This window comes from Thermoanaerobacterium thermosulfurigenes (assembly GCF_051201035.1).
Lineage (GTDB): Bacteria > Bacillota > Thermoanaerobacteria > Thermoanaerobacterales > Thermoanaerobacteraceae > Thermoanaerobacterium > Thermoanaerobacterium thermosulfurigenes.
In genome coordinates this window covers 22,471-44,777 of sequence record NZ_JBPODR010000017.1, presented here as the reverse complement: position 1 = coordinate 44,777, position 22,307 = coordinate 22,471, and the positions used below count along the sequence as shown (strand labels likewise).

Below are 22,307 nucleotides of genomic sequence, written 5' to 3'. Positions count from 1 at the left end.
GCGGCGATATAATTATTTAGCATACAAAATATTCGTGTACAAAATATACGATTTAGAAGTGTAGTGAAAGAAGGTGAAGAATTTTTGAAGGAGTACAACGAAAGAATAGATGTTTTAAAGACATTAAAATCCATAATGAATATGATTCACAAAAACATGGAAAGTGAGTTTAAAGATCTTAAGATAACGGGACCTCAAGGCATGATCATTGGAATCCTTATGCAACATGGGGAGATGAAGATAAGCGATTTAAGTGAAAAGATGGGGCTATCAAGCAGCACTGTCTCTGGCATAGTAGACAGGTTGGAGAAACAAGGTATGGTAAAGAGAATAAGGAGCAGCGATGACAGGAGGGTTGTCTATGTGAAAGTAGACGAGGATTTCAAAAAGAGGTCTAAAGAAAGCTTCAAGAATATTTATGAGAGATTTGAGGCGATAATGAGTAAAGCCACAGATGAAGAACATGCTGATATCGTAAAGGGGCTTAATACCCTTAAGAAATTGATTGAATCAAGCAGTGGTCAAAGTAGCGATAATTTCAAGAAAGGTGGTTTTGATGGATGCTAAAATTACGGAAATACTTTAAGCCATATATATTTATAACTATTGTTGCCATACTATTTATATTTGTTCAGGCTATGAGCGACCTGTCCCTTCCTGACTACATGTCAAACATAGTAAACCAAGGAATCCAGCAAGGGGGCATTGTCAATGCTGTGCCAGATGCTGTAAGGAAAAGCACCATGGATAAACTGACATTATTTATGAATAACAGCGATAAAAACAATGTGTTAAATGATTATGTGTTAGTTGACAAAAACAGTTCAGATTACGATAAGTACGTAAAAAAATATCCTGATTTAAAGAAAGAGCCCATATACGTACTAAAGAACATAGATAAATCAGAAATAGACAAGATAAACCTTCCAATGGGCAAGGCGTTTTTAGCTGTATCAGGTGTTGAAAAGATGAAGTCCAACGCAAAAGGCGGATTTATCACATTTAACAACATGAAGATACCAGCAAATGCCGATCTATTTGCGCTTTTTGCAAGGATTCCTGAATCAGAGAGACAGAAGATAACTGATGACATGAATAAGAAGTTTACATCCCTTGGTGACAATATGGTTATACAAGCTGCTACATCGGCAGTGAAGTCTGAGTACAAGGCATTAGGAGTGAATACTGACAAAATTCAGACAAACTACATTTTGTCGACAGGGCTTATAATGCTGCTGATTACTCTTTTGAGTGCGGCATGTTCTATAATGGTGGGATTTTTAGGTTCCAGAGTTGCCGCTGGTTTTTCAAGGGATATAAGAAAAAATCTTTTTACAAGGGTTGAGAGCTTTTCGAATGAGGAATTTGACAAGTTTTCCACAGCGTCTTTGATAACAAGGACCACAAACGATATAACCCAGATACAGATGCTTATTGTCTTTATGATAAGGATGATATTCTATGCTCCTATGATAGGCATAGGCGGTGTAATAAGAGCCATAGGCAAAAGTGCGTCGATGTCATGGATAATAGCTTTGGCAGTCATAGTGCTTTTAGGTTTGGTTTCGACTGTGTTTTCTATCGCATTGCCTAAATTCAAGTCTGTGCAGAAATTAGTAGACAGGTTGAATCTTGTGGCTCGCGAGAATCTTGCTGGCATGATGGTTATAAGGGCTTTTAATACTCAAGAGTTTGAGGAAAACAGGTTTGACAAGGCAAATCGCGACATTACAAGCACGATGCTTTTCATAAACCGCGTCATGATTACAATGTTTCCAGTCATGATGCTTATAATGAACGGTATAACGCTTCTCATCGTATGGGTAGGTGCTCATGATATTGCCAATTCGTCAATGCAGGTTGGCGACATGATGGCGTTTATGCAGTACGCTATACAGATAATATTTGCCTTCCTCATGATGTCTATGATGTTTATCATGATACCGAGGGCATCTGTGTCAGCATCCCGTATTGCGGAGGTATTAGAGACACAGCCTACCGTTGTGGATCCTAAGGAAAGCAAAAAGTTTGACGATACGCAAAAAGGTGTTGTTGAGTTTAGAAATGTTTCATACAGATACCCTGGTGCAGAAGAAGATGCTATAAAGGATATTACGTTTAAGGCTGAGCCTGGGAAGACGACGGCTATCATTGGTTCAACGGGCTCTGGGAAATCTACACTTGTAAACTTGATACCGAGATTTTACGATGCCACAGAAGGGCAAGTTTTAGTAGACGGAGTAGATGTAAGGGATGTGAAGCAGCACGATTTGAGAGAAAAAATTGGCTATGTACCACAGAAGATTTCCCTTTTTAAAGGTACTGTCATGTCAAACATAAAATTTGGAAATGAAAATGCTACAGATGAAGAAGTTAAAAAGGCTGCAGAAGTGGCTCAGGCAGCAGAGTTTATAGAAAGGCTTCCAAATGGCTATGACAGCGAAATATCGCAAGATGCCACAAATATCTCAGGTGGACAGAAGCAAAGGCTGTCTATCGCAAGAGCCCTTGTCAAAAAGGCGGAGATTTATATATTTGATGAAAGCTTTTCAGCTCTTGATTTCAAGACAGATAGGGCCTTGAGAAAGGCTTTAAAAGAATACACGGAAAACAGCACTGTGATAATAGTTGCACAGCGCATATCTACGATAATGAATGCAGATCAGATTATTGTATTGGATGATGGCAAAATAGCTGGAATAGGCACACACGAGGAACTCATGAAATCCTGCGAGACATACAGAGAGATCGCTTATTCGCAGCTTTCAAAGGAGGAATTGGCATAATGGATGGAAGAAACGCAAATACTCCAAGGCGGCCTGTCATGAGAAGACATGGTCCTATGGGTGGCCATGGACCTATGGTAGGCGGTGAGAAAGCCAACGACTTTAAAGGAACAATGAAGAAATTGATGAAATATCTTGGTGAGTATAAACTTTCCATATTTTTCGTCATACTTTTTGCGGCAGGAAGTGCGGCACTGTCTATAGCAGGACCTAAGATACTCAGCAAGGCTATAACGAAGCTTTACGAAGGTGTCATGGCAAAGATAGCAGGTACAGGCAATATTGACTTCGACTACATCGGCAGAATAATCCTTCTACTTATAGGCCTTTACATCTTAAGCTCAGGCTTGGGATATATACAAGGTTGGATAATGACTAATGTAGCCATGAAAGTCACGTATAAATTTAGGCGTGACATAATGGAGAAGATAAACCGCATGCCGCTTAAGTACTTTGATGGTACAAATCACGGTGAAATATTATCCCGTATAACAAACGATGTTGACACAATAAGCCAGACGTTGAACCAGAGCATTACACAGATTATCACATCTGTCACATCGGTAATTGGTGCCTTAATAATGATGCTTACCATAAGTGTGGAGATGACAGGTGTTACATTTTTGATGATACCTATATCTATGGGAATCATCGCCCTTATAGTCCGCTTTTCTCAGAAGTACTTTAGAGAGCAGCAGGATTACCTTGGCCATGTTAATGGTCATGTAGAGGAAATGTACGGTGGTCATGTTGTCATGAAGGCATTTAACTACGAAGAAAGAAGCGTAAGGAAATTTGACGAGTACAACAATGAGCTTTACAAGGTGGCGTGGAAATCTCAGTTTTTAACAGGTCTTATGATGCCTATAATGAATTCCGTAAGCAACTTAGGATATGTAGGTGTCGTCGTATTAGGCAGCTACCTTGTCATAAATGGTACGATACAAGTCGGCGACATACAAGCATTTATACAGTACGTAAGGTCATTTACACAGCCATTGGCGCAGATCGCCAATATATCCAATATACTTCAGCAGACGGCTGCATGTGCCGAGAGGGTGTTTGAGTTCTTAGACGAGGAAGAAGAAGTGCCTGAGACAGAGCATCCTGTAAAACTCGAAAATGTGGAAGGGCACGTGCAATTTGATCATGTGCACTTTGGATACAAGCCAGATAAGATAATAATAAATGACTTTTCAGCCGATATTAAACCGGGTCAAAAAGTAGCCATAGTGGGACCAACAGGTGCTGGCAAGACTACGATGGTAAAACTCTTAATGAGGTTTTACGATGTAAACTCAGGAAGGATATTGATAGATGGACATGACATTAGAGAATTTACCAGAAGCGATTTAAGATCATTATTTGGCATGGTACTGCAGGATACATGGCTTTACAACGGTACGATAATGGACAATATAAGGTACGGAAACCTAAATGCCACAGATGAGGAAGTCATAAAAGCTGCAAAAGCAGCACATGTAGATCACTTTGTCCATACGCTGCCAGATGGTTACAACATGGTTTTAAACGAAGAAGCATCAAACGTATCACAAGGGCAGAAACAACTTATAACTATAGCCAGAGCCATACTAAAAGATCCTAAGATATTGATACTGGACGAAGCTACCAGCTCTGTTGATACACGTACAGAAATCCTAATACAGAAGGCTATGGATAACCTTATGAAAAACCGCACAAGCTTCATCATTGCCCATAGGCTTTCTACCATAAGAGATGCGGATCTCATACTTGTCATGGATCACGGTGACATTGTAGAGCAAGGCATTCACAAAGAGCTTCTTGCAAAAGGCGGATTTTACGCTAAGCTTTACAATAGCCAATTTGAAGACGAAGAAGTTGCAAGCTAATAAAAAGGGAACTATCCAAATGGATGGTTCCCTAACTTTTTATCGAAAGTCATCTAAGTATTTTTCTGCCATCATCGGGTCCAATTTAGCATCTACCAATGGTGGACCATCTTTTAAAAAGCCTATATTGTCGATATACGTAGGTTTTTTTACCTTGTATATTATGCCTATCGGTATCCTGTCGCCCCATTCATCAGCTACTTTGAAGGCATTGTCTAAATCGGTGTAGTCGTAGTCATCTGGAAGCTCATACACCCTGTCATTGTACCATTTAAACGTATTTACCCTGTTAAATGTAACACATGGCTGGAAGATGTCTAAAAGAGCATATCCGTCGTACATTATGGCTTCTTTCATCATCTTCTTAAGATGTTCATAATTTCCAGAAAAGCTTCTTGCTACAAATCCAGCTCCCATTGTAAGGGCCAGCTTTATTGGCTTTACAGGATCTAAGATTACGCCGTCAAACTGCAAACTTGTCTTTTGCCCTTTTGCTGTCGTAGGTGATGCTTGACCTTTTGTCAAGCCGTATATTTGGTTGTCGTGGACGAAGTGGGCGATGTTTGCGTTTCTCCTAATTGCGTGTATAAAGTGGTTTCCGCCTTCGCCGTACGTATCCCCATCTCCAGAGTCTATTATCACTTTAAGGTCTTTGTTTACGATGTTTATGGCTGTTGCAGGAGGCAAAGCCCTTCCGTGAAGTCCATTAAATCCATTTACGCTTATGTAGTGAGGCATCTTTGCGGCTTGTCCTATTCCTGATGCTATCACAACTTGATGGGGTTTTAGACCAAGCTCAGTAAGGGCGTCCTTTAAAGCATTAAGTATACCGAAGTTTCCACATCCAGGGCACCACGCCGTTTCATAGGTTTCAAATGCGGTATTCATTAAATCATCCCTTTCTCAATTTAATACAAGCTTGACGATTTTGTCATTTCTCTCACTTTGTCGTAGATGTATTTGGAGCTCATCATGCGACCATCGTATTTAAGTATGTGTTCATCAGCCTTTATAAGGGCGTTTTCTCTCATGAGGCTGTCAAGCTGTGCTGTGGCATTTTGCTCAACATCAATTATCATCTTTGCAAATTTTCCGTACTTTTTTAAAAGTTTTGTAGGAAATGGCCATATATCGCCGAAAGATAATGCTCCTACTGACATTCCATCCTTTAAAAGCATGTCTACTGCTTCTTTTACAGGACCGTACGTTGAACCCCAGCAGGTTATGAGTACATCAGGATTTTCAGCACCCATAAATAGAGGCTCTTGAATTTCTTCTTTTAATAGCTTAAATTTTTTCATCCTCTTATTTACCATCTTTACCCTTACATCCTGTGACTCTGTAATGTGGCCAAATTCATCGTGTTCATCGCTATCTATAAGGACTGTAGCACCCTCTACTTTGCCTGGTATTATCCTTGGTGATATGCCGCTTTCTGTCAGTTTGTACCGCTTATACACGCCATTTTCCAATGCTTCATCGCCTGATATATACCTTTCTATCTTTATCTTAGTAAAATCAAAAGGCTTTACAGTCACACCTGAATCTGCCAGGTACTGGTCGCTTACAAGTATGACAGGTACCTGGTACTTGTCTGCTATGTTAAATGCCCTTGCAGTCTGATAAAATGCATCTTCAGGGTTTCTCAATGATATCACCATCTTTGGAAATTCACCGTGGCCTGAATGGATTATGAACCTTAGATCCCCTTGCTCCGTCCTTGTCGGAAAGCCCGTGGCAGGTCCCGGCCTTTGAACTTCCGTTATGACGATGGGGATTTCTGTTATTCCTGCTAAGCTTATGCCTTCCACCATCAGCGCAAATCCTCCACCTGAGCTTCCTGTCATGGCCCTTACTCCGGCGTAGGAGGCTCCTAATGCCATGTTTATGGCAGATATCTCATCTTCTACTTGCTCAACTACTATGCCTGCATCATGCGATTTCTTAGCGATGTAGGTCATGACGCTGGTAGATGGCGTCATAGGGTATCCTGAGTAAAATTTGACTCCTGCAGCGATAGCTCCCAATGCGATAGCTTCATTGCCGCTTATGTAGATGTTGTCATCCTTTTTTCCAAGCGGCACGTTAAAAATCTGCTTTGCCATGCTGTAGCCAGCGTCGATAGCCTTTATATTTGCGTTTAACACATCGCCTTTGAATTCATCGTTTAAAACGGTATGAGATACGTCCAATGGAATGCCAAAAAGTTTAAGCAGTACGCCTACGGCAGCAGTGCCTAAAACACGGGGATTGCCGCATTCTTTTGCAACTTCTTTAAAATCAAATGACATGTATGCGCTGTTATTTGAAAGGGATTTGTCTAAGATGAGTTTTCCTGAAGGTTTCAAACTTTTAGAGTGCAAATTTACAGTGTCTTCATCGAGAGCGATTATGGCATCAAACTTCTCATCATGTGAATAAATCGGTTTGTCGCCGAACCTTACCTGAATGAAATTGTGACCGCCTCTTACCCGCGACATGTAATCTTTCGTGGAAAATACATACAAGCCGCATCTTTTCAAGGCTTTTTCGATTATGTATGACAAGGTGTCTATTCCCTGACCGGCAGCACCGCCGATCAATACATTGTAGTCCATACATTAGTCCCCCTTTATTTACAATATCTTGTAATTCAATTATACCACTATTGATAATTATTATCAATAAAAATGGAATATTATCTTTAAATAAATATATTTTACAGATGAAAACAGCTAAAATAATTCGCCTGTGATTATCCCACGAGTTATCCACATGTAAATGTGAATATGTGGATAAGTCCTGTGTTAAAAAGTTTGGATAAAGATGCACTAAATTTAGACAAAAAACGACTGTAGAAGTGATGTGAAAAAAGTTGCTCACATTTTGCATGTTGATAAGTCTTGAAAACAGACTTTCTTCAAGTTGCCATAGAAAAAGGGTTTTACTTGTTATATAATATTAGAGGACTTATGAAATTTGGAAGGGGGTAGCCCCGTTTTTGGGTATCTTATGAGGTTCTGTTCACTGAGATCTGGAAGCAGCGGAAACGCTGCATATATCGGTTATAAAGATGTACATATACTTGTGGACGCAGGTTTAAGCGGTAGTACAATAGAAAAAAGCCTTTTAAACATAGATGTAAATCCCCACAGTATCTCAGCAATTTTGATAACGCATGAGCACAATGACCACATAAAAGGTGCTGGTATATTGTCGCGAAGGTACGATATTCCCATATATGCCAATGAGGCCACATGGACTTCTATGGAAAGCTTCATAGGAGATATCGAGCCTCACAATAAGAGGTTTTTCAAGACGGGCGAAGATTTTACATTGGGCGATGTAAAGATACGACCATTTAAGAAGTCCCACGATGCGTCAGAACCTGTAGGTTTCTCGTTTTTTTGCGGTCAGAATAAAGCCACAATTGCTACAGACTTGGGGTATATAAGTAGAGGGGTGGCAGCGAACATAATGGACTCTGACGTAGTGCTATTAGAGTCAAATCACGACGTGGACATGCTGATGAACGGCACGTACCCATGGCCTTTAAAGAAAAGGATACTTTCGCCACATGGACATCTTTCCAATAAAGATGCGGCAGAGGCCATAAAGAAGTTTATAAAGCTTAAGGCGATAGGCAAAATCTACTTAGGACATCTAAGCCAAAACAACAACAAACCTGAAATAGCGTACAAGACGGTTGTAGATGCGCTTAAGGAAGAGGGCATAGACTACGAAATAAATATGGCATTAAGGTATGCAGAAAGCGACATTGTGGAAATATAAAAGGGCCTTATGGCCCTGTTCCTATTGATTCTATCTTCCACGGTGAGTCTTTTGTTGACTTTGCTATTATAAAGAAGAACGTGTTTCTTCCGTTTTTTGTAGGTGTATTATCTTCATTTTTTAATGTCAGATTTACTGTCACTTTGTACTCTTTGCTTTCGTAGATATTTCTATTCTTTGAAGGTGTGTAACCTTTGTTTTCATCTATGCTTAATACTGTTGCAGATTTTGTATTTAGTTCGAGGCTGTTTGACTCAAAATCGGTATTGTAAAGGACGCCTGCAGGCCTATTGATGTAAAGCATGTCGTGCAGCATATTGATAGATAGAGTTGAATATATTAAGCTTTTGTCGCCTTTGTTTATGCCGTTAAAATATGCGTATATTAGCTCTTCAGGTGTAAGCTTGTCTGTAGATGGAGATGACAATTGCTTTAGGAAACCGTGGGATGCGACCCAGTCTATCCAAGGCCTTTCTGTAAGTGTTTCAATGTAATTTTTCTTAAGCGAAAGAGGCGTCGATGCGTTGAATTCAAGCCATGCCCCTATTATATTTTCTCCATCCCTTAAGATGACTGCATTGACAGGGTACGTGTACTTGCTGCTTTCACCCTGTCCAGGAAGCTTTTCATTAAGCCTGTAGATCACAGCTTTTACTGTCTTGCCTTTGTACTTTTCTATATTATATCCTATGTCTCTCGACAAAAAATTCACTTCAGTCCAATAAAGTCCAACAGGCATAGATGTGCTTTGGATTTTCCAATCCGTTGGTATTGTCACATCAAAATAAGGCGATTCTTTTTCGGGGCTAAAGCCGTATTTAAGCAAAAATTTCGTATCATCATTATAAACATTAAATTGACCGCCAGAACAAGCAGTCAAAAATAGCGTCAAGGCAATACACGCGAAAATCAAAAACTTCTTCAACTTCATCTCCCCTTTAAAACATTTACCTATATTATATAACAAATTAAATGCTAATTCGTTACAAAATTATAAATTTTTTAAGGCACATTTATGTCCAAAAGATAATTTGCACTTGATTTTTTTAAGAAGCTGTGATAAAATGTTCACAATACACGGATATATGTACACTATATAGATACATAATTGAAAGGGGGCGGAACCTTGCAGGAAGAAAGCAAATTTTACATCATAAGGGAAGAAGTACTATCTGAAGCACTGAAAAAGACCATCTTGGCGAAAGAGCTTTTGGAGACAGGGCAAGCTAAGACCATAAATGAGGCGGTAAAAATGGCAGGCTTATCAAGAAGTGCGTTTTACAAGTACAAAAACTATATTTTTCCTTATTCCAAATTTTCTAAGGGAAAGATAGTGACGCTTTCGCTTTTGTTAGAGCACATGCCGGGGATACTGTCGTCAATACTGGATGCAATCGCCATGATGAAGGGCAATGTAATAACTATAAACCAAAGCATGCCGTCCCTTGGCGTTGCCAGCGTCTCTATATCCATAGACACGCAGTACATGGTAAAAGGCATCGAGGAGCTTATAGAGAAAATAGAAGAAGAGCACGGTGTCAGAAAAGTAGAGATTCTCGGTGAATAAATATTGTTTTAGAGAGGAAGGAATTTGCTGTGAAGATAGGTTTAATGGGGCTTGGAACTGTTGGTTCAGGTGTTGTCCACCTGATAGAAGAAAATGGGGATGCCATTGAGAAAAAGATTGGCCAGAAGATAGAGATTAAAAAGATACTTGTGAAGGATCCAGAGAAGAAAAGGATCAAAGAGGCACAAGGCAAAATAACCATAGATCCCTACGACATCTTAGATGATCCAGAGATAGATGTGGTAGTAGAAGTTATGGGGAAAGAGCACCCAGCACTGGAGTACATGAAAGAAGCCATATTAAGAGGTAAAAATGTTGTTACAGCCAATAAGGAAGTCATCGCAAAACATGGCAAAGAGCTTATAAAGCTGGCAAGTGAAAACAACGTAAATCTCCTTTATGAGGCGTCAGTAGGTGGTGGCATACCTATCATAAGGCCATTGAAAAGCTGCCTTGCTGCCAACAAGATATATGAGATAAAAGGGATCTTGAATGGAACCACCAACTATATACTGACAGAGATGAAGTCGAGGGGGCTAAGTTTTGAAGGAGTATTGAAAGAGGCACAGCAGAAAGGGTATGCTGAGCTGGATCCCACAGATGATGTGGATGGGTTTGATGCTGCAAGGAAGCTGGCTATACTGTGTACACTTTCATTTAACAAGTACGTTATGCCTGATAATATATACACAAAAGGAATTAGGACCATATCAAAAGAAGACATAAAGTACGCCGATGAATTGGGCTTTACCATAAAGCTCATAGCGTACGGCAGACTTGACGAAAATGAAAAGTTGGAAGCATGGGTACATCCTGTCATGATATCAAAGAAAAATCCGCTAAATGGCGTAAACGGCGTTTACAATGCTATTCTCGTGGAAGGCAATGCGGTTGGAAGGCTTATGTTCTACGGACAAGGCGCCGGCATGATGCCTACAGCCAGTGCAGTTGTAGCTGATGTCATCGATGTGGCAAATCATATACCTACTCAAAACGGCTACGATGATGCAGCGATGAAAGACATTGTGGATACAGTATCCAAATACTATATAAGGATAATAGCCCTCGATAAACCAGGTGTCATGAGCAAAGTCACAGGAGTTTTAGGGCAGGAAGGCATAAGCTTAGTGTCTGTCGTTCAAAAAGAGGTTTTGGGAGAATATGCTGAGATAGTCCTTATAACCCACAATGCGTTGACAAAAAATCTTTTTACGGCATTGGATGAAATAGAAAAGCTAAAAGAGGTTGACAGAGTCGCCAGCGTAATAAGAGTGGAGGGGGAAGAATGATGGAATGGGATGGAATAATAAAGTCGTATAGAAGATACATGCCTAAAATAGACGATGATAATATAATCACGCTAAAAGAAGGAAACACACCCCTTATAGAAGCTGAAAACATCGAGAAGGATTTTCCGGGGTTAAAGATCTATTTAAAGTACGAAGGTTTAAATCCGACAGGCTCTTTTAAAGATAGAGGCATGACGGTAGCCGTATCAATGGCAAAGCAGGAAGGCTCGCAGGCTGTCGTGTGTGCATCAACAGGCAATACATCCGCATCGGCGGCTGCTTATGCATCAAAAGCCGGACTTAAATGCGTCGTTCTGATTCCAGGTGGAAAGATAGCGTTAGGAAAATTAGCTCAGGCAATAGCGTATGGTGCAGAAGTCGTCGCCATAAACGGCAATTTTGATGATGCATTAAACCTTGTGAGGGAGATATCGAAAATGCACCCTATAACCGTAGTAAATTCCATAAACCCGTACAGGTTGGAAGGGCAGAAATCATCGTCGTTTGAAATATGCGATACGCTTAAGAAGGCTCCTGATTATCTGGCACTTCCTGTTGGCAATGCGGGAAATATTACGGCGTATTGGATGGGCTTTAAAGAGTATTACCGCAATGGCATGATCGATAGTCTGCCTAAGATGATAGGATTTCAAGCGGCAGGCGCAGCCCCTATCGTGGAAAATAGGGTATTTGAGCACCCTGAGACGATAGCAACAGCCATAAGAATTGGCAACCCAGCCAGTTGGCAGAAAGCTGTCGCTGCAAGGGACGAATCAGGTGGCCTTATAGACAAGGTGACGGACGATGAGATATTAGAGGCGTACTCGTACCTTGCTAAGAGGGAAGGGATTTTTGCAGAACCTGCTTCATGTGCTTCTATTGCAGGCGTCATAAAGAAGTACAGAGAGGGTCTTTTCAAAGAGGGTGATACTGTCGTGTGCGTCTTGACAGGAAACGGGCTTAAAGATCCTGATACAGCCATAAACTTAGGCGGGAAAAGCGTAAAGACGGTGGATGCTGACTTAAAATCATTGGAAGGTGCAATATATGGTTAAGTCTGTCTGCGTGAGGGTGCCTTCATCTACAGCTAACTTAGGCCCTGGGTTTGACTGCCTGGGTATTGCGCTAAATCTTTACAATGAAATCTACATGGAGATAAAAGGCCATAAACTTGAAATTGATGTTAAAGGGGAAGGCATTTTAAATATAGAGCGAAACGAAGAAAATCTGATTTATAAAGCAGCAAAGAAAATTTTTGACAAAGCCAATATTTCTGTAGATGGGCTTTACATAAAGTCTAAAAATGGCATTCCGACGGGAAGTGGCTTAGGAAGCAGTGCGGCGGCTATAATAGGCGGACTTGTAGCTGCAAATGCCTTAATCGGAAATCCTGTAAGTAGAGATGAAATATTAGACATAGCCTCATCGATGGAAGGCCATGCTGACAATGTATCTCCTGCTTTAAACGGCGGCTTCAATGTGGCTACTTTTGATGGGAAAAAGACTTATTTTGTAAAAAAAGAGTTGGACGACCACATTGCGTTTTTAGCCTTTTACCCTAAAAGAGAGCTTTTGACTTCAAAGGCAAGAGGCGTGTTGCCGTCTATCATCGAATTTAGAAGCGCAGTATTTAACGTAGGAAGATCATCCCTTTTTACGGCGTCCATATTCTCAGGTAGATATGATTTGCTTAAATACGCCTCGCAGGACATGCTGCATCAAGTGTACAGGAAAGAATTCATTAAAGAGATGTACTACGTAATAGAGGAGGCGTTGGATAAAGGGGCATATGCTGCATTTTTAAGCGGTGCAGGGCCTACCATGATGGCTATGGTTGATAAAAGTGCCTTAAGCCGTGTGGAGGAAGCCGTAAAGAAAGTGTACAAAGATAGAAGCATAGAGTGTAGCGTTTATAAATTAAAGTGCGACAATGACGGCGCTACAATCATATAAAGGTCTAATATTAGGCCTTTATTTTATATTTACGTAAGATGGTTGAAAATTTTGTGGTATAATTAAGGTAAATTATTCTTAAGGAGGCTATCTTATGAAAAGGCATTTATCGATTTTTATGGCATTTGTAATCGTATTGACACTTGTTTTATCTGCACCTATGGCGGCTTTTGCCGCAACGGCAACACAAGACGATATAAGCAGTTATTTAAATGATTTAGGCTCATTTATGCAGTTTATAAAAGAAAATTATGCAGGTGATGTCACGTACGATCAAATGGAGGAAGGTGCCATACAAGGCATACTATCTTCACTTGATAAGTACAGCACATATTTTACAAAAGATGAGATGGATTCATTTATGGAGTCTACTTCAGGCACATTTACAGGAGTGGGTTTGCAAGTAGAAGAAAGAGGTCAAGACATAGTAGTCGTATCTACTATAAAGGGCTCTCCAGCCTATAAGGCAGGCATACAAAGCGGTTACATAGTAGAGTCTGTCGACGGCAAAGATGTAAAAGGCATGGACATTGCAGATGTCACAAACCTCATAAAAGGTGATAAAGGCACAACTGTCACCATCGACTTTCTTGCAAACGGAAAGACCGTTGAATACAAGCTTGTAAGGGATGTAATAAGCATAAATCCTGTCACATATAAAATAATAAACGGTGTTGGATACATAAGCATAAGTGAGTTTAATGGAAACACTTATGACAATGTTTCAAAGGCTCTTGATTACATGGACCAAAATAATATAAAGAAGCTTGTCATAGATTTAAGGGATAATCCTGGCGGATACCTTCAAGAGGCTGTAGATGTAGCTGGCTATTTCGTGCCGGCAGGCCCTGTTGTAACTGTTGCCATGAACAGCGGAAATGAAACGTACTATTCATATTTAAAAAACCCTAAGTACAAGATAGCAGTTCTCATAAATGGAAATACTGCATCTGCTGCGGAAATACTATCTGGTGCAATACAAGACACAAAGGCGGGAATTCTTGTAGGGGAAAATTCCTATGGCAAAGGGACAGTGCAAGAGGTATTTCCATTTTCTGATGGCAGTGGCATGAAGCTTACAATCGCGAAGTATTTGCTTCCATCTGGCCGCTCCATAAACGGAGTAGGGCTTAAACCTGATGTGGAAGTCAATGACAGCAGAGTGTTTTTGCCTCAGCTTATATACATAAATGATGTAAAAAAAGGCGATACAGGTTACAATGTGAAGCTTTTGCAGTCGTACTTAAGTCTTTTAGGCTACTACAAAGGTGAGCCAAATGGGTACTTTGGCAATGACACATACGATGCACTTATAAGCTTTCAAAAATACGCAGGAATCCCAGCAACAGGTGTCATGGATAGAGGAACTGTCGATGCACTTTCATACTTCTACGGTTTGACACTTAGAAACGATGCACAGCTTGACAAGGCAATTGAGCTTTTAAATCAACAATAGAGAATAATAACTCATTGATATTATTGAAAAAGACAATTTTGAATGAGTGAAGCGACTTGTTGGAAAGCGATAACTAAACTTGGCGAGATCGATGAACGAAAGCAGGGTCGAAGCCATGGATGGCTGAGACGGGCACTTGAGGCATGGACGCCGAATGTGCCCGGAACCCTGCTGAAGTTCAAGATCGAGCTTTAGTTTAGTCGCTTTTCAACTAAAAGAATTAAATCAGTTTGTTATTGAAAAAATAGATCGAGCTTTAGTTTAGTCGCTTTTCAACTCTGAGAGCAAACGAATCAAAATTGTCTTTTTATCAAAATTGTCTTCTTATCAAAATTACCTACTATTATAGAAAAGATATTTCATTATTTAATACAGGTGGTGAAACAGTGAGGATATTAGTCGCGCCTGACTCCTACAAAGGAAGCTTGTCATCAAAGGAAGTCATAGAGGCCATGACGGAAGGCATAAGAAGGGTTGTAGATGCTGAGATTATAAAAGTGCCTATAGCTGACGGCGGAGAAGGCACAGTAGACGCATTGATTTCTTTATCAGGAGGGAAAATCGTAGAGACAGAAGTGATAGGCCCTCTTGGCAATACGGTAAAAAGCTTTTTTGGGATATTAGATGGCGGTACAGCAGTTATAGAGATAGCTGCATCATCTGGTTTAAACCTTGTGCCAGATGACATGAGAAATCCTTTAGTCACTACTACATACGGTGTAGGGCAGCTTATAAAAAAAGCACTTGACGAAGGATGCCGCAGGTTTATCGTAGGCTTAGGCGGCAGTGCCACAAATGACGGCGGTGCAGGCATGGTTCAAGCTTTAGGAGCAAAGCTCTTGGATGAAGATGGAAAAGACATACCTTACGGTGGGGGGAATCTTTCAAGGCTTAAGGAAATAGACATAGATGGCTTGGATAAGAGGATATACGAAAGCAGCTTCATGGTAGCATCAGATGTTACAAATCCTCTTTGTGGCAAAAACGGTGCATCCTACATTTACGGTCCTCAGAAAGGTGCAACACCTGAAATTGTAAATATTCTTGATAAGAACTTATACCACTATGCCAAAATTGTTGAAAAGACGATTGGAAAGGATTTTAAAAATGTACCGGGTGCTGGTGCGGCAGGAGGATTGGGTTTTTCATTGATAGCGTTTTTTAATGCCAAGGTAAGATCTGGTATAGAAATAGTGATGGATGCCGCAAATATGGAGGAAAAGATAAAGTCATGTGATATTGTAATAACAGGCGAAGGCAACACAGACTTTCAAACTGCATTTGGCAAGGCGCCAGCAGGTATAGCGAAAATCGTCCAAAGATATGGCAAGAAAGTCATAATCCTTTCAGGCGGTTTAGGTAGTGGATACAAAGAGCTTTATAAAATAGGTGTTACAGCAATGTTTAGCATAGTGGATAGACCTATGACGATAGATGAAGCCGTACATGATGCCAAAAGGCTTATATCTGACAGGATGGAGGACATAATCCGCTTATTTGTCTGATTTTTGTATAAGGTAAACTAATACATATCATAATGTCTACTTATAGTAGACATTTGTTTTTTACTATTGCATTTTTTTCTTTAATAGTTTATCATATTAAATAAATATTTAAAAAGGTGTGAAGCTTATGAAAAATAGGATTCTCATGACACCGGGACCTACTATGGTGCCAAAGGAAGTGTTGGACGTATGCCATCTTCAGCCGTATCACCATAGAACGCCGGAATATTTTAAATTATTTTCAGATCTTAATTCAAACCTTAAAAAGATATTTAAGACAAACATGGATGTGTTGACGCTGACATCGTCAGGTACAGGCGGTATGGAGGCCGTCGTGGCAAATCTTTTTAAAAGAGGCGATAAAGTCTTGGTGGCCAGCATAGGCCATTTTGGAGAGAGGTTTTACGACATAACAAAAGCCTACGGACTTGATTCTGATATCATTGATTTTGGTTGGGGCAATGCAGTCCATCTTGACATTTTAAATGATGCATTGAAAAAAGATAAGTACAAGGCTTTGATTGTGACACAGAATGAAACGTCAACAGGTGTCACAAACGATGTAAAATCAATAGCTGATGTAGCCAAAAAGCACGGTACGCTTATCGTAGTTGACGCTGTAAGCTCATTAGGCGGCATACCACTTAATATGGATGAGTGGGGGTTAGATGCAGTTATTACCTGTTCACAGAAGTGCCTGATGTCTCCTCCGGGATTAAGCTTTGTGGCTTTAAGCGAGAGAGCATGGCAGATGGCAGAGGAGTCTGATCTTCCTAAGTATTATTTTGACCTTAAAAAGGCGAGAAAAGGCGTGCAGAGCGAAAAGCCGGACAATCCGTATACACCAGCGGTTTCCACAATTATGGCCGTAAAGAAGGCTACAGACATGCTTCTTAATATAGGTATGGACACAGTATACAAAAATCAACATGCAATCGGTGAAAAGGTGAGGAAAACCGTAAAAGACATGGGGCTTAAGCTTTTCCCAGATGAAGCCATATCGTCAGATCTTTTGACGGCAGTACAAGTGCCAGAAGGATATAAAGCAGGCGATATAATAAACTATATGTCAGAAAAAGGTATACTTGTGACAGGTGGACAAGGGCATTTAAAAGGTAAAATAATCAGGATTGGCCACATGGGATATGTTACAGATGAAATGCTTAATTTGACATTTAATGCATTAAAAAGTGCACTTTTAGATTTATCTTAATTTTGTTTAAGGGGGATTTATTGTGAAGATATTGGTAACGGAGAGAATTGCCGAAAGCGGCATAGAGTACCTTAAAAATCATGCGGATGTGGATTTTAAACTGGATCTATCAAGAGAAGAACTCTTAAATATCATAGGCGATTACGATGCAATAGTCGTAAGAAGTGTTACAAACGTAGATAGAGAGCTTATGTCAAAAGGGAAAAACCTAAAAGTAATAGGAAGGGCAGGCAATGGCGTCGATAATATAGACCTTTTGGCAGCAACGGAAAAAGGCATAATTGTCGTAAATACTCCTGAAGGCAACATCATATCGGCTGCAGAGCATACGATTGGGCTTATGCTATCTATTGCCAGAAACATACCGCAGGCTTACATTGGCGCAAAAAATGGCGATTTCAGGAGAAACAAGTTTAAAGGCGTAGAGCTAAGCGGCAAAACAGTAGGCATAATTGGACTTGGCAGGATAGGATCATTAGTTGCAACGAGGCTTGCAGCATTTGGCATGAAAGTCATTGCATATGACCCGTATATACCAGATAGTCGTTTTGAAAAGTTTGGCGCAAGAAAAGTATCATTTGACGAGCTTTTGCAAGAATCTGACTTTATAACTATCCATACACCAAAGACGGAGGAGACCATTGACATAATAAGCCATGAGGAATTTAAAAAAGTCAAAAAAGGTGTAAGAATCGTAAACTGCGCAAGAGGTGGTCTTATAAATGAAGAAGCTTTGTACGACGCAGTCAAAGAAGGAATTGTTGCTGCGGCTGCATTGGACGTATTCAAAGTTGAACCGTCTTATGACAGGGAAAAGCAGGATTTTCACAATAAACTTTTAGAGCTTCCAAATGTGGTAGTTACTCCACATTTAGGTGCTTCAACTATAGAAGCGCAAAACAATGTAGGCATATCTGTCGCAAAAGAAGTGATAACGGCATTAAGTGGGAAACTTTACGGCAACATAGTAAATCTCCCTGATGTAAAGGCCGATGAATTTGGAGAATTGAAGCCATACATGAAGCTTTGCGAAGCAATGGGTTCACTTTACTATCAGATAAGCGATGTGCCTGCAAAAACGGTAGAGATAATATACAGAGGAGAAATATCCAGTCTAAATACAGAAGTCGTCACGCTTCACGCATTGAAAGGACTCTTAAAGCCTGCCTTAAAAGAAGGCATAAGCATTGTAAATGCAAGGCTAAGGGCAAAGGAAATGGGTATAGAAGTCATAGATGGCAAGATAGAAGAAATAGATCACTATTCAAGCCTTGTCACCATAACTGTGATTGACACAAAAGGGGAAGCTTATAAGTTTTCAGGGACAACTTATGGCGATGAAATACGTATCGTAGAATACTTAGGGCACAGGGTTAACTTTGAGCCTACAGAGTACATGCTTTTTGTTAAAAATAAAGATGTGCCTGGGGTAATTGGACACATCGGAAATGTATTGGGGGACTTTGGCATAAACATATCTTCCATGCATGTAAGCCCCAATAAAAACGACGGGACTGCTCTCATGATCGTAAATACAGATAGAGAAATCCCTATTGAGGCCGTAGAATCATTAAACAAACTAAACAGCATATTGAGGGCAAAGGCAGTAAAAAATTTGATATAAATAAATCTCCCATCTATGTAGATGGGAGATTTATTTATATCTTGTTGTTAAAATAATCTTCCGTAACTTGTAACTGCTTTTTTAGGATCTCTTGCCATAAATGCTTCTTTATTTCGCCGCTACCCATTGAAACCTTTGTGCGTCGTATATTTCCATCTTTATCGCGCTTTATATAAAAGTAATGATCTGTTTTTTTATACAATTCCCAACCGTCTCTTTCTAAAAAGCGTTTTAATTCTTTCCATGTTGGCATTTAATAAGCTTTTTAACTCCTTCAGGATTATCTTGAAGCAGTATATTTAAGACATAAGGTAGATGTTCTCTGCGGTTGGGAGCCGAATACCAATATTGAAAGTCGTTATAAAAATCTTCTGCATATTCAATCATGTCATCAACAAGCAAATTTAAGGCTTCATTTTCGTCTTTGCCATTGACAACAATGTCGATTTCATTTAAAGAAATTGTTACAGTACCATCATCTTCATTTAGAATATTTGCTGTAAATGTATAAGCTGTTAGCATTTCTTTAATCATGTCTATATTAGAAACAAAGACGTAATCTTTTGTGCGTTTTATAATTTTAGGTTTTTCCCGAACAACTGAATTGATGAAATCTGCCCATTCTTTGCGCACATCTGTAGCATTAACTGTAAACATCTTATTCATTCCCCCTTATCACCTCCCATTATATCATATTATGTATATTATGTACACTATGTACATTTTATACATCTGATATAAAAAATTTTTTATCAAAGAAGGAAAATTATGTTTTATGTCGAATATTAAAAATATAAACAAAATATATAGGATTCTGTGAAGCATAACCTGTATTTGGGCACCTGGGTTATGCGGAGATAGTGGTGCAACCGGCCGTAGTTTTTACTGCGGCTTTTTGTTTTATGGGGATAGGGGTTTATATACGGCAAAAGGATAAGCTTAAGCTTATCCTTTTAGCGCATATAGCATAAAAATATGCTTATATATGCTATAATATAATTAAAGATTGATTTTGAGGTGAATTATTATGCAAGCTGCGGAGTTAATTGATTATTCACTGGAAAAGGAATTAAAAATTATAGTTGATGCAATTATAGAAAAGTGCAATCCTGAAAAAATAATTTTATTTGGTTCGATGGCCAATGGAAAGTCAAATGTCTGGAGTGATATAGATTTAGTGGTTATAATGAACACAGATTTAAGGTATATAGATAGGCTAGTATATGTTTCTAAAGCCATAAAATCTGATTTACCTATTGACTTTTTGGTATATACGCCTGAGGAAGAAAGACGTTTTATAGAGACTAATAACTTATTCTACACGAAAGAAGTAATAGAGAAAGGTAAAGTTTTATATGAAAGAAAATTATGATGAATATAAACAATGGCTTAATTATGCAGAGGATGATTATAAAGCAGCCAATGAATTATTAAAAGCAAAGTTATACAATGTTGTTTGCTTTCATTCTCAACAATCAATAGAAAAATACTTAAAAGCATATCTAATATATAACGGAATAAATCCGCCTAGAGTACATCATTTAATAACTTTAATAAGAATTATTAATAAATTTTCAGATGCTTTTGATGAATTTATAGACGATGTAAAAACTGTTGATATGTATTATATACCGTCTAGGTATCCAGATGCTCCTATAGGGAGCCTTCCTGATGGTATGCCTAATGAGGATGATGCAAAAAAAGCATTAGAGGTTGCTGCTAATATAAGGAAGCGTATTAAAGAAATTATAAGATAAAAGCAGGGCAAACAAAATCTCCCTGCCTTTATTTTTATATCTTGTACGGTATTCTCTTTCTCTTGTCAAAATAATTAAGAGTGTCAATCCCAAATGATTTCACATAATTATATGCTTTGTCAAAATCTCTTGCTACATCTTCTGGCGTATGTGCATCGGAGTTTACAAGAATAGGGATATTGTACTTTTTAATCAAGGACATTATCTCTTTCGAGGGATATATTTCACCTACAGGTTTTCTCCAACCTGCTGTTGAAACTTCTACGGCTATCCCGGTTTTTGCTATATTCTTAATATTTTCTTCTATTTTATCATAAACCATTGGTGTTGGTCTGTACTTAAAAATTTTAACCAAATCGATATGGCCTATGAAGTCAAAGATACCCATTTCAGCCATCTTTTCAACCATATTAAAATACTCTAAATATACAGAGTCCACATCGCATGACTCCCAGATATCAAGACACTCGTCAAGATCTATACCCCAGTCACATATCCAGTGTATAGAGCCAATCACATAATCCCACGGATATGGCTTTAAGAAATCCATAAGCTCTTTTTCTTTGCCTGGTATATAGTCTGCTTCTATGCCTAATTTTACAGGAAGTCCCATAGACTTTGCTTCATGTATAAGAGATACATATTCATCGATGTCTTGACCATTGTACTTTTTAATCCATTCCCCTCTAAAGCCGTCGCTTCCAAATGCGTCGTATCCTTTATCAAATCTGTATCCATGCTCTGAAAAACCTATCTCTGTAAGACCTTTATCTAATGCTGTATCTACAAATTTTTTAAGCCAATCAATCGTGTACGGTCCTCTTTCTATGTGTACGTGATAATCTGATGGCATATATTTTCCCCCTTTACATTGATAAACTAATTATAATATCAAAACAAAAACATTGCAACAACGTAAGAAAACGTATGATATAATAATGATAGCCTCCAAGAAAGGGGGTGAACATTGTGACTACTGGTGGCAAGAGGCGGAAAAGAAACCGCCCAATAGACTGGTACAAGGTCACAGAAATACTGCTTAAGTTATTAGAGATAATAATTAAGTGGTACACGAAGTGATATGTACATAGTCGAGAAAAAGGTGAGGGTACCATCCTCACCTTTTTCTATAACATTGTGACCACTGGTTTTAAATTTGTCTATATATATTATACCACATTATTTTATTTTTCAAACATTTTTCAGTAAAAACATTGCAACAACTGAAGAAAACGTATGATATAATAATGGTAGCCTCCAAGAAAGGAGGTGAGCGTTGTGACCGCAGGCAGCAAAAGGCGGAAAGAAAACCGCCAAATACTTTAACAGAATCATGGAAATACTGCTTAAATTATTAGAGATAATAATTAAGTGGTACACGAAGTGATATGTACATAGTCGAGAAAAAGGTGAGGGTAGCGTCCTCACCTTTTTCTTTGCATTGTGACCACAGGCTTTAAATTTGTCTATATATATTATACCATATTATTTTATTTTTCAACCCTCTTTACATTC

20 protein-coding genes and 1 riboswitch are annotated in these 22,307 nt (G+C 39.1%); of the genes, 14 read left to right on the top strand and 6 right to left on the bottom strand.

Annotation, left to right across the window (positions count from 1 at the left end; genetic code table 11):
- Nucleotides 1–63: 63 nt before the first annotated feature.
- From HNR52_RS08030 to HNR52_RS08020, 3 genes are read left to right on the top strand one after another with little or no spacing between them, the layout of a single operon-like run.
- Nucleotides 64–567, top strand: coding sequence for a MarR family winged helix-turn-helix transcriptional regulator (locus HNR52_RS08030; RefSeq protein ID WP_435620247.1), 504 nt, complete (start codon nt 64–66; stop codon nt 565–567).
- A complete protein-coding gene (locus tag HNR52_RS08025) occupies nt 561–2,786 on the top strand; it encodes an ABC transporter ATP-binding protein (protein ID WP_435620246.1) in 2,226 nt (741 codons plus the stop codon). Before HNR52_RS08030 ends, HNR52_RS08025 begins: the two co-directional genes overlap by 7 nt.
- Nucleotides 2,786–4,657, top strand: coding sequence for an ABC transporter ATP-binding protein (locus HNR52_RS08020; protein WP_435620245.1), 1,872 nt, complete (start codon nt 2,786–2,788; stop codon nt 4,655–4,657). The genes HNR52_RS08025 and HNR52_RS08020 overlap by 1 nt, the downstream gene beginning before the upstream one ends.
- Nucleotides 4,658–4,696: 39 nt before the next feature.
- Here HNR52_RS08020 and HNR52_RS08015 read toward each other — a convergent pair whose 3' ends face one another.
- Together HNR52_RS08015 and HNR52_RS08010 are read right to left on the bottom strand one after the other, a co-directional pair.
- On the bottom strand, nt 4,697–5,545 hold the full coding sequence (locus HNR52_RS08015; RefSeq protein ID WP_013788996.1) for a 2-oxoacid:ferredoxin oxidoreductase subunit beta: 849 nt from the start codon (nt 5,543–5,545) through the stop codon (nt 4,697–4,699).
- Between the two features lie 20 nt (nt 5,546–5,565).
- Nucleotides 5,566–7,254 (bottom strand): 2-oxoacid:acceptor oxidoreductase subunit alpha, encoded by a 1,689-nt coding sequence (locus HNR52_RS08010; protein WP_435620244.1) that lies wholly within the window; start codon nt 7,252–7,254, stop codon nt 5,566–5,568.
- A gap of 394 nt (nt 7,255–7,648) precedes the next feature.
- Here HNR52_RS08010 and HNR52_RS08005 point away from each other — a divergent pair, with 394 nt between their 5' ends.
- On the top strand, nt 7,649–8,428 hold the full coding sequence (locus HNR52_RS08005) for an MBL fold metallo-hydrolase (protein WP_435620253.1): 780 nt from the start codon (nt 7,649–7,651) through the stop codon (nt 8,426–8,428).
- Nucleotides 8,429–8,435: 7 nt separating this feature from the next.
- Here HNR52_RS08005 and HNR52_RS08000 read toward each other — a convergent pair whose 3' ends face one another.
- On the bottom strand, nt 8,436–9,353 hold the full coding sequence (locus HNR52_RS08000) for a DUF4830 domain-containing protein (protein ID WP_013788993.1): 918 nt from the start codon (nt 9,351–9,353) through the stop codon (nt 8,436–8,438).
- Between the two features lie 201 nt (nt 9,354–9,554).
- Between HNR52_RS08000 and HNR52_RS07995 the strand changes: the two genes are divergently transcribed.
- The 8 genes from HNR52_RS07995 to serA all read left to right on the top strand — a co-directional run bounded on the left by HNR52_RS07995 (nt 9,555) and on the right by serA (nt 19,035).
- On the top strand, nt 9,555–9,995 hold the full coding sequence (locus HNR52_RS07995) for an ACT domain-containing protein (protein WP_013788992.1): 441 nt from the start codon (nt 9,555–9,557) through the stop codon (nt 9,993–9,995).
- A 29-nt stretch (nt 9,996–10,024) separates the two neighbouring features.
- Nucleotides 10,025–11,284, top strand: a complete 1,260-nt coding sequence (locus tag HNR52_RS07990; RefSeq protein ID WP_013788991.1) for a homoserine dehydrogenase — start codon at nt 10,025–10,027, stop codon at nt 11,282–11,284.
- Nucleotides 11,284–12,339, top strand: coding sequence for a threonine synthase (gene thrC / locus HNR52_RS07985; protein WP_435620252.1), 1,056 nt, complete (start codon nt 11,284–11,286; stop codon nt 12,337–12,339). The genes HNR52_RS07990 and thrC overlap by 1 nt, the downstream gene beginning before the upstream one ends.
- The gene (thrB, locus tag HNR52_RS07980; RefSeq protein ID WP_435620243.1) at nt 12,332–13,237 is read left to right on the top strand and encodes a homoserine kinase; all 906 of its coding nucleotides are present in this window, start codon (nt 12,332–12,334) and stop codon (nt 13,235–13,237) included. Before thrC ends, thrB begins: the two co-directional genes overlap by 8 nt.
- A 94-nt stretch (nt 13,238–13,331) precedes the next feature.
- Nucleotides 13,332–14,693, top strand: a complete 1,362-nt coding sequence (locus HNR52_RS07975; protein ID WP_013788987.1) for a S41 family peptidase — start codon at nt 13,332–13,334, stop codon at nt 14,691–14,693.
- A gap of 386 nt (nt 14,694–15,079) precedes the next feature.
- The gene (locus HNR52_RS07970; protein WP_435620242.1) at nt 15,080–16,198 is read left to right on the top strand and encodes a glycerate kinase; all 1,119 of its coding nucleotides are present in this window, start codon (nt 15,080–15,082) and stop codon (nt 16,196–16,198) included.
- Between the two features lie 127 nt (nt 16,199–16,325).
- Complete coding sequence (locus HNR52_RS07965) at nt 16,326–17,411, top strand: pyridoxal-phosphate-dependent aminotransferase family protein (protein WP_435620241.1); 1,086 nt, start codon at nt 16,326–16,328, stop codon at nt 17,409–17,411.
- Between the two features lie 22 nt (nt 17,412–17,433).
- Nucleotides 17,434–19,035: a phosphoglycerate dehydrogenase gene (gene serA / locus HNR52_RS07960; RefSeq protein ID WP_435620240.1), complete on the top strand. Its 1,602-nt coding sequence runs from the start codon at nt 17,434–17,436 to the stop codon at nt 19,033–19,035.
- A gap of 34 nt (nt 19,036–19,069) precedes the next feature.
- Here the strand turns inward: serA and HNR52_RS07955 are convergent, their stop codons facing one another.
- Together HNR52_RS07955 and HNR52_RS07950 are read right to left on the bottom strand one after the other, a co-directional pair.
- Nucleotides 19,070–19,288: a type II toxin-antitoxin system HicA family toxin gene (locus HNR52_RS07955; RefSeq protein ID WP_435620239.1), complete on the bottom strand. Its 219-nt coding sequence runs from the start codon at nt 19,286–19,288 to the stop codon at nt 19,070–19,072.
- Entirely contained in the window at nt 19,267–19,692 is a 426-nt protein-coding gene (locus tag HNR52_RS07950) for a hypothetical protein (RefSeq protein WP_013788982.1), read from the bottom strand. Before HNR52_RS07950 ends, HNR52_RS07955 begins: the two co-directional genes overlap by 22 nt.
- Nucleotides 19,693–19,835: 143 nt before the next feature.
- Nucleotides 19,836–19,919, top strand: a riboswitch (cyclic di-GMP riboswitch).
- A 143-nt stretch (nt 19,920–20,062) separates the two neighbouring features.
- Here HNR52_RS07950 and HNR52_RS07945 point away from each other — a divergent pair.
- Nucleotides 20,063–20,407 (top strand): nucleotidyltransferase domain-containing protein, encoded by a 345-nt coding sequence (locus tag HNR52_RS07945; protein WP_435620238.1) that lies wholly within the window; start codon nt 20,063–20,065, stop codon nt 20,405–20,407.
- On the top strand, nt 20,391–20,792 hold the full coding sequence (locus HNR52_RS07940; RefSeq protein WP_435620237.1) for a HEPN domain-containing protein: 402 nt from the start codon (nt 20,391–20,393) through the stop codon (nt 20,790–20,792). The genes HNR52_RS07945 and HNR52_RS07940 overlap by 17 nt, the downstream gene beginning before the upstream one ends.
- Nucleotides 20,793–20,826: 34 nt before the next feature.
- Here HNR52_RS07940 and HNR52_RS07935 read toward each other — a convergent pair whose 3' ends face one another.
- Entirely contained in the window at nt 20,827–21,645 is an 819-nt protein-coding gene (locus HNR52_RS07935; protein WP_435620236.1) for a histidinol-phosphatase, read from the bottom strand.
- Nucleotides 21,646–22,307 lie beyond the last annotated feature (662 nt).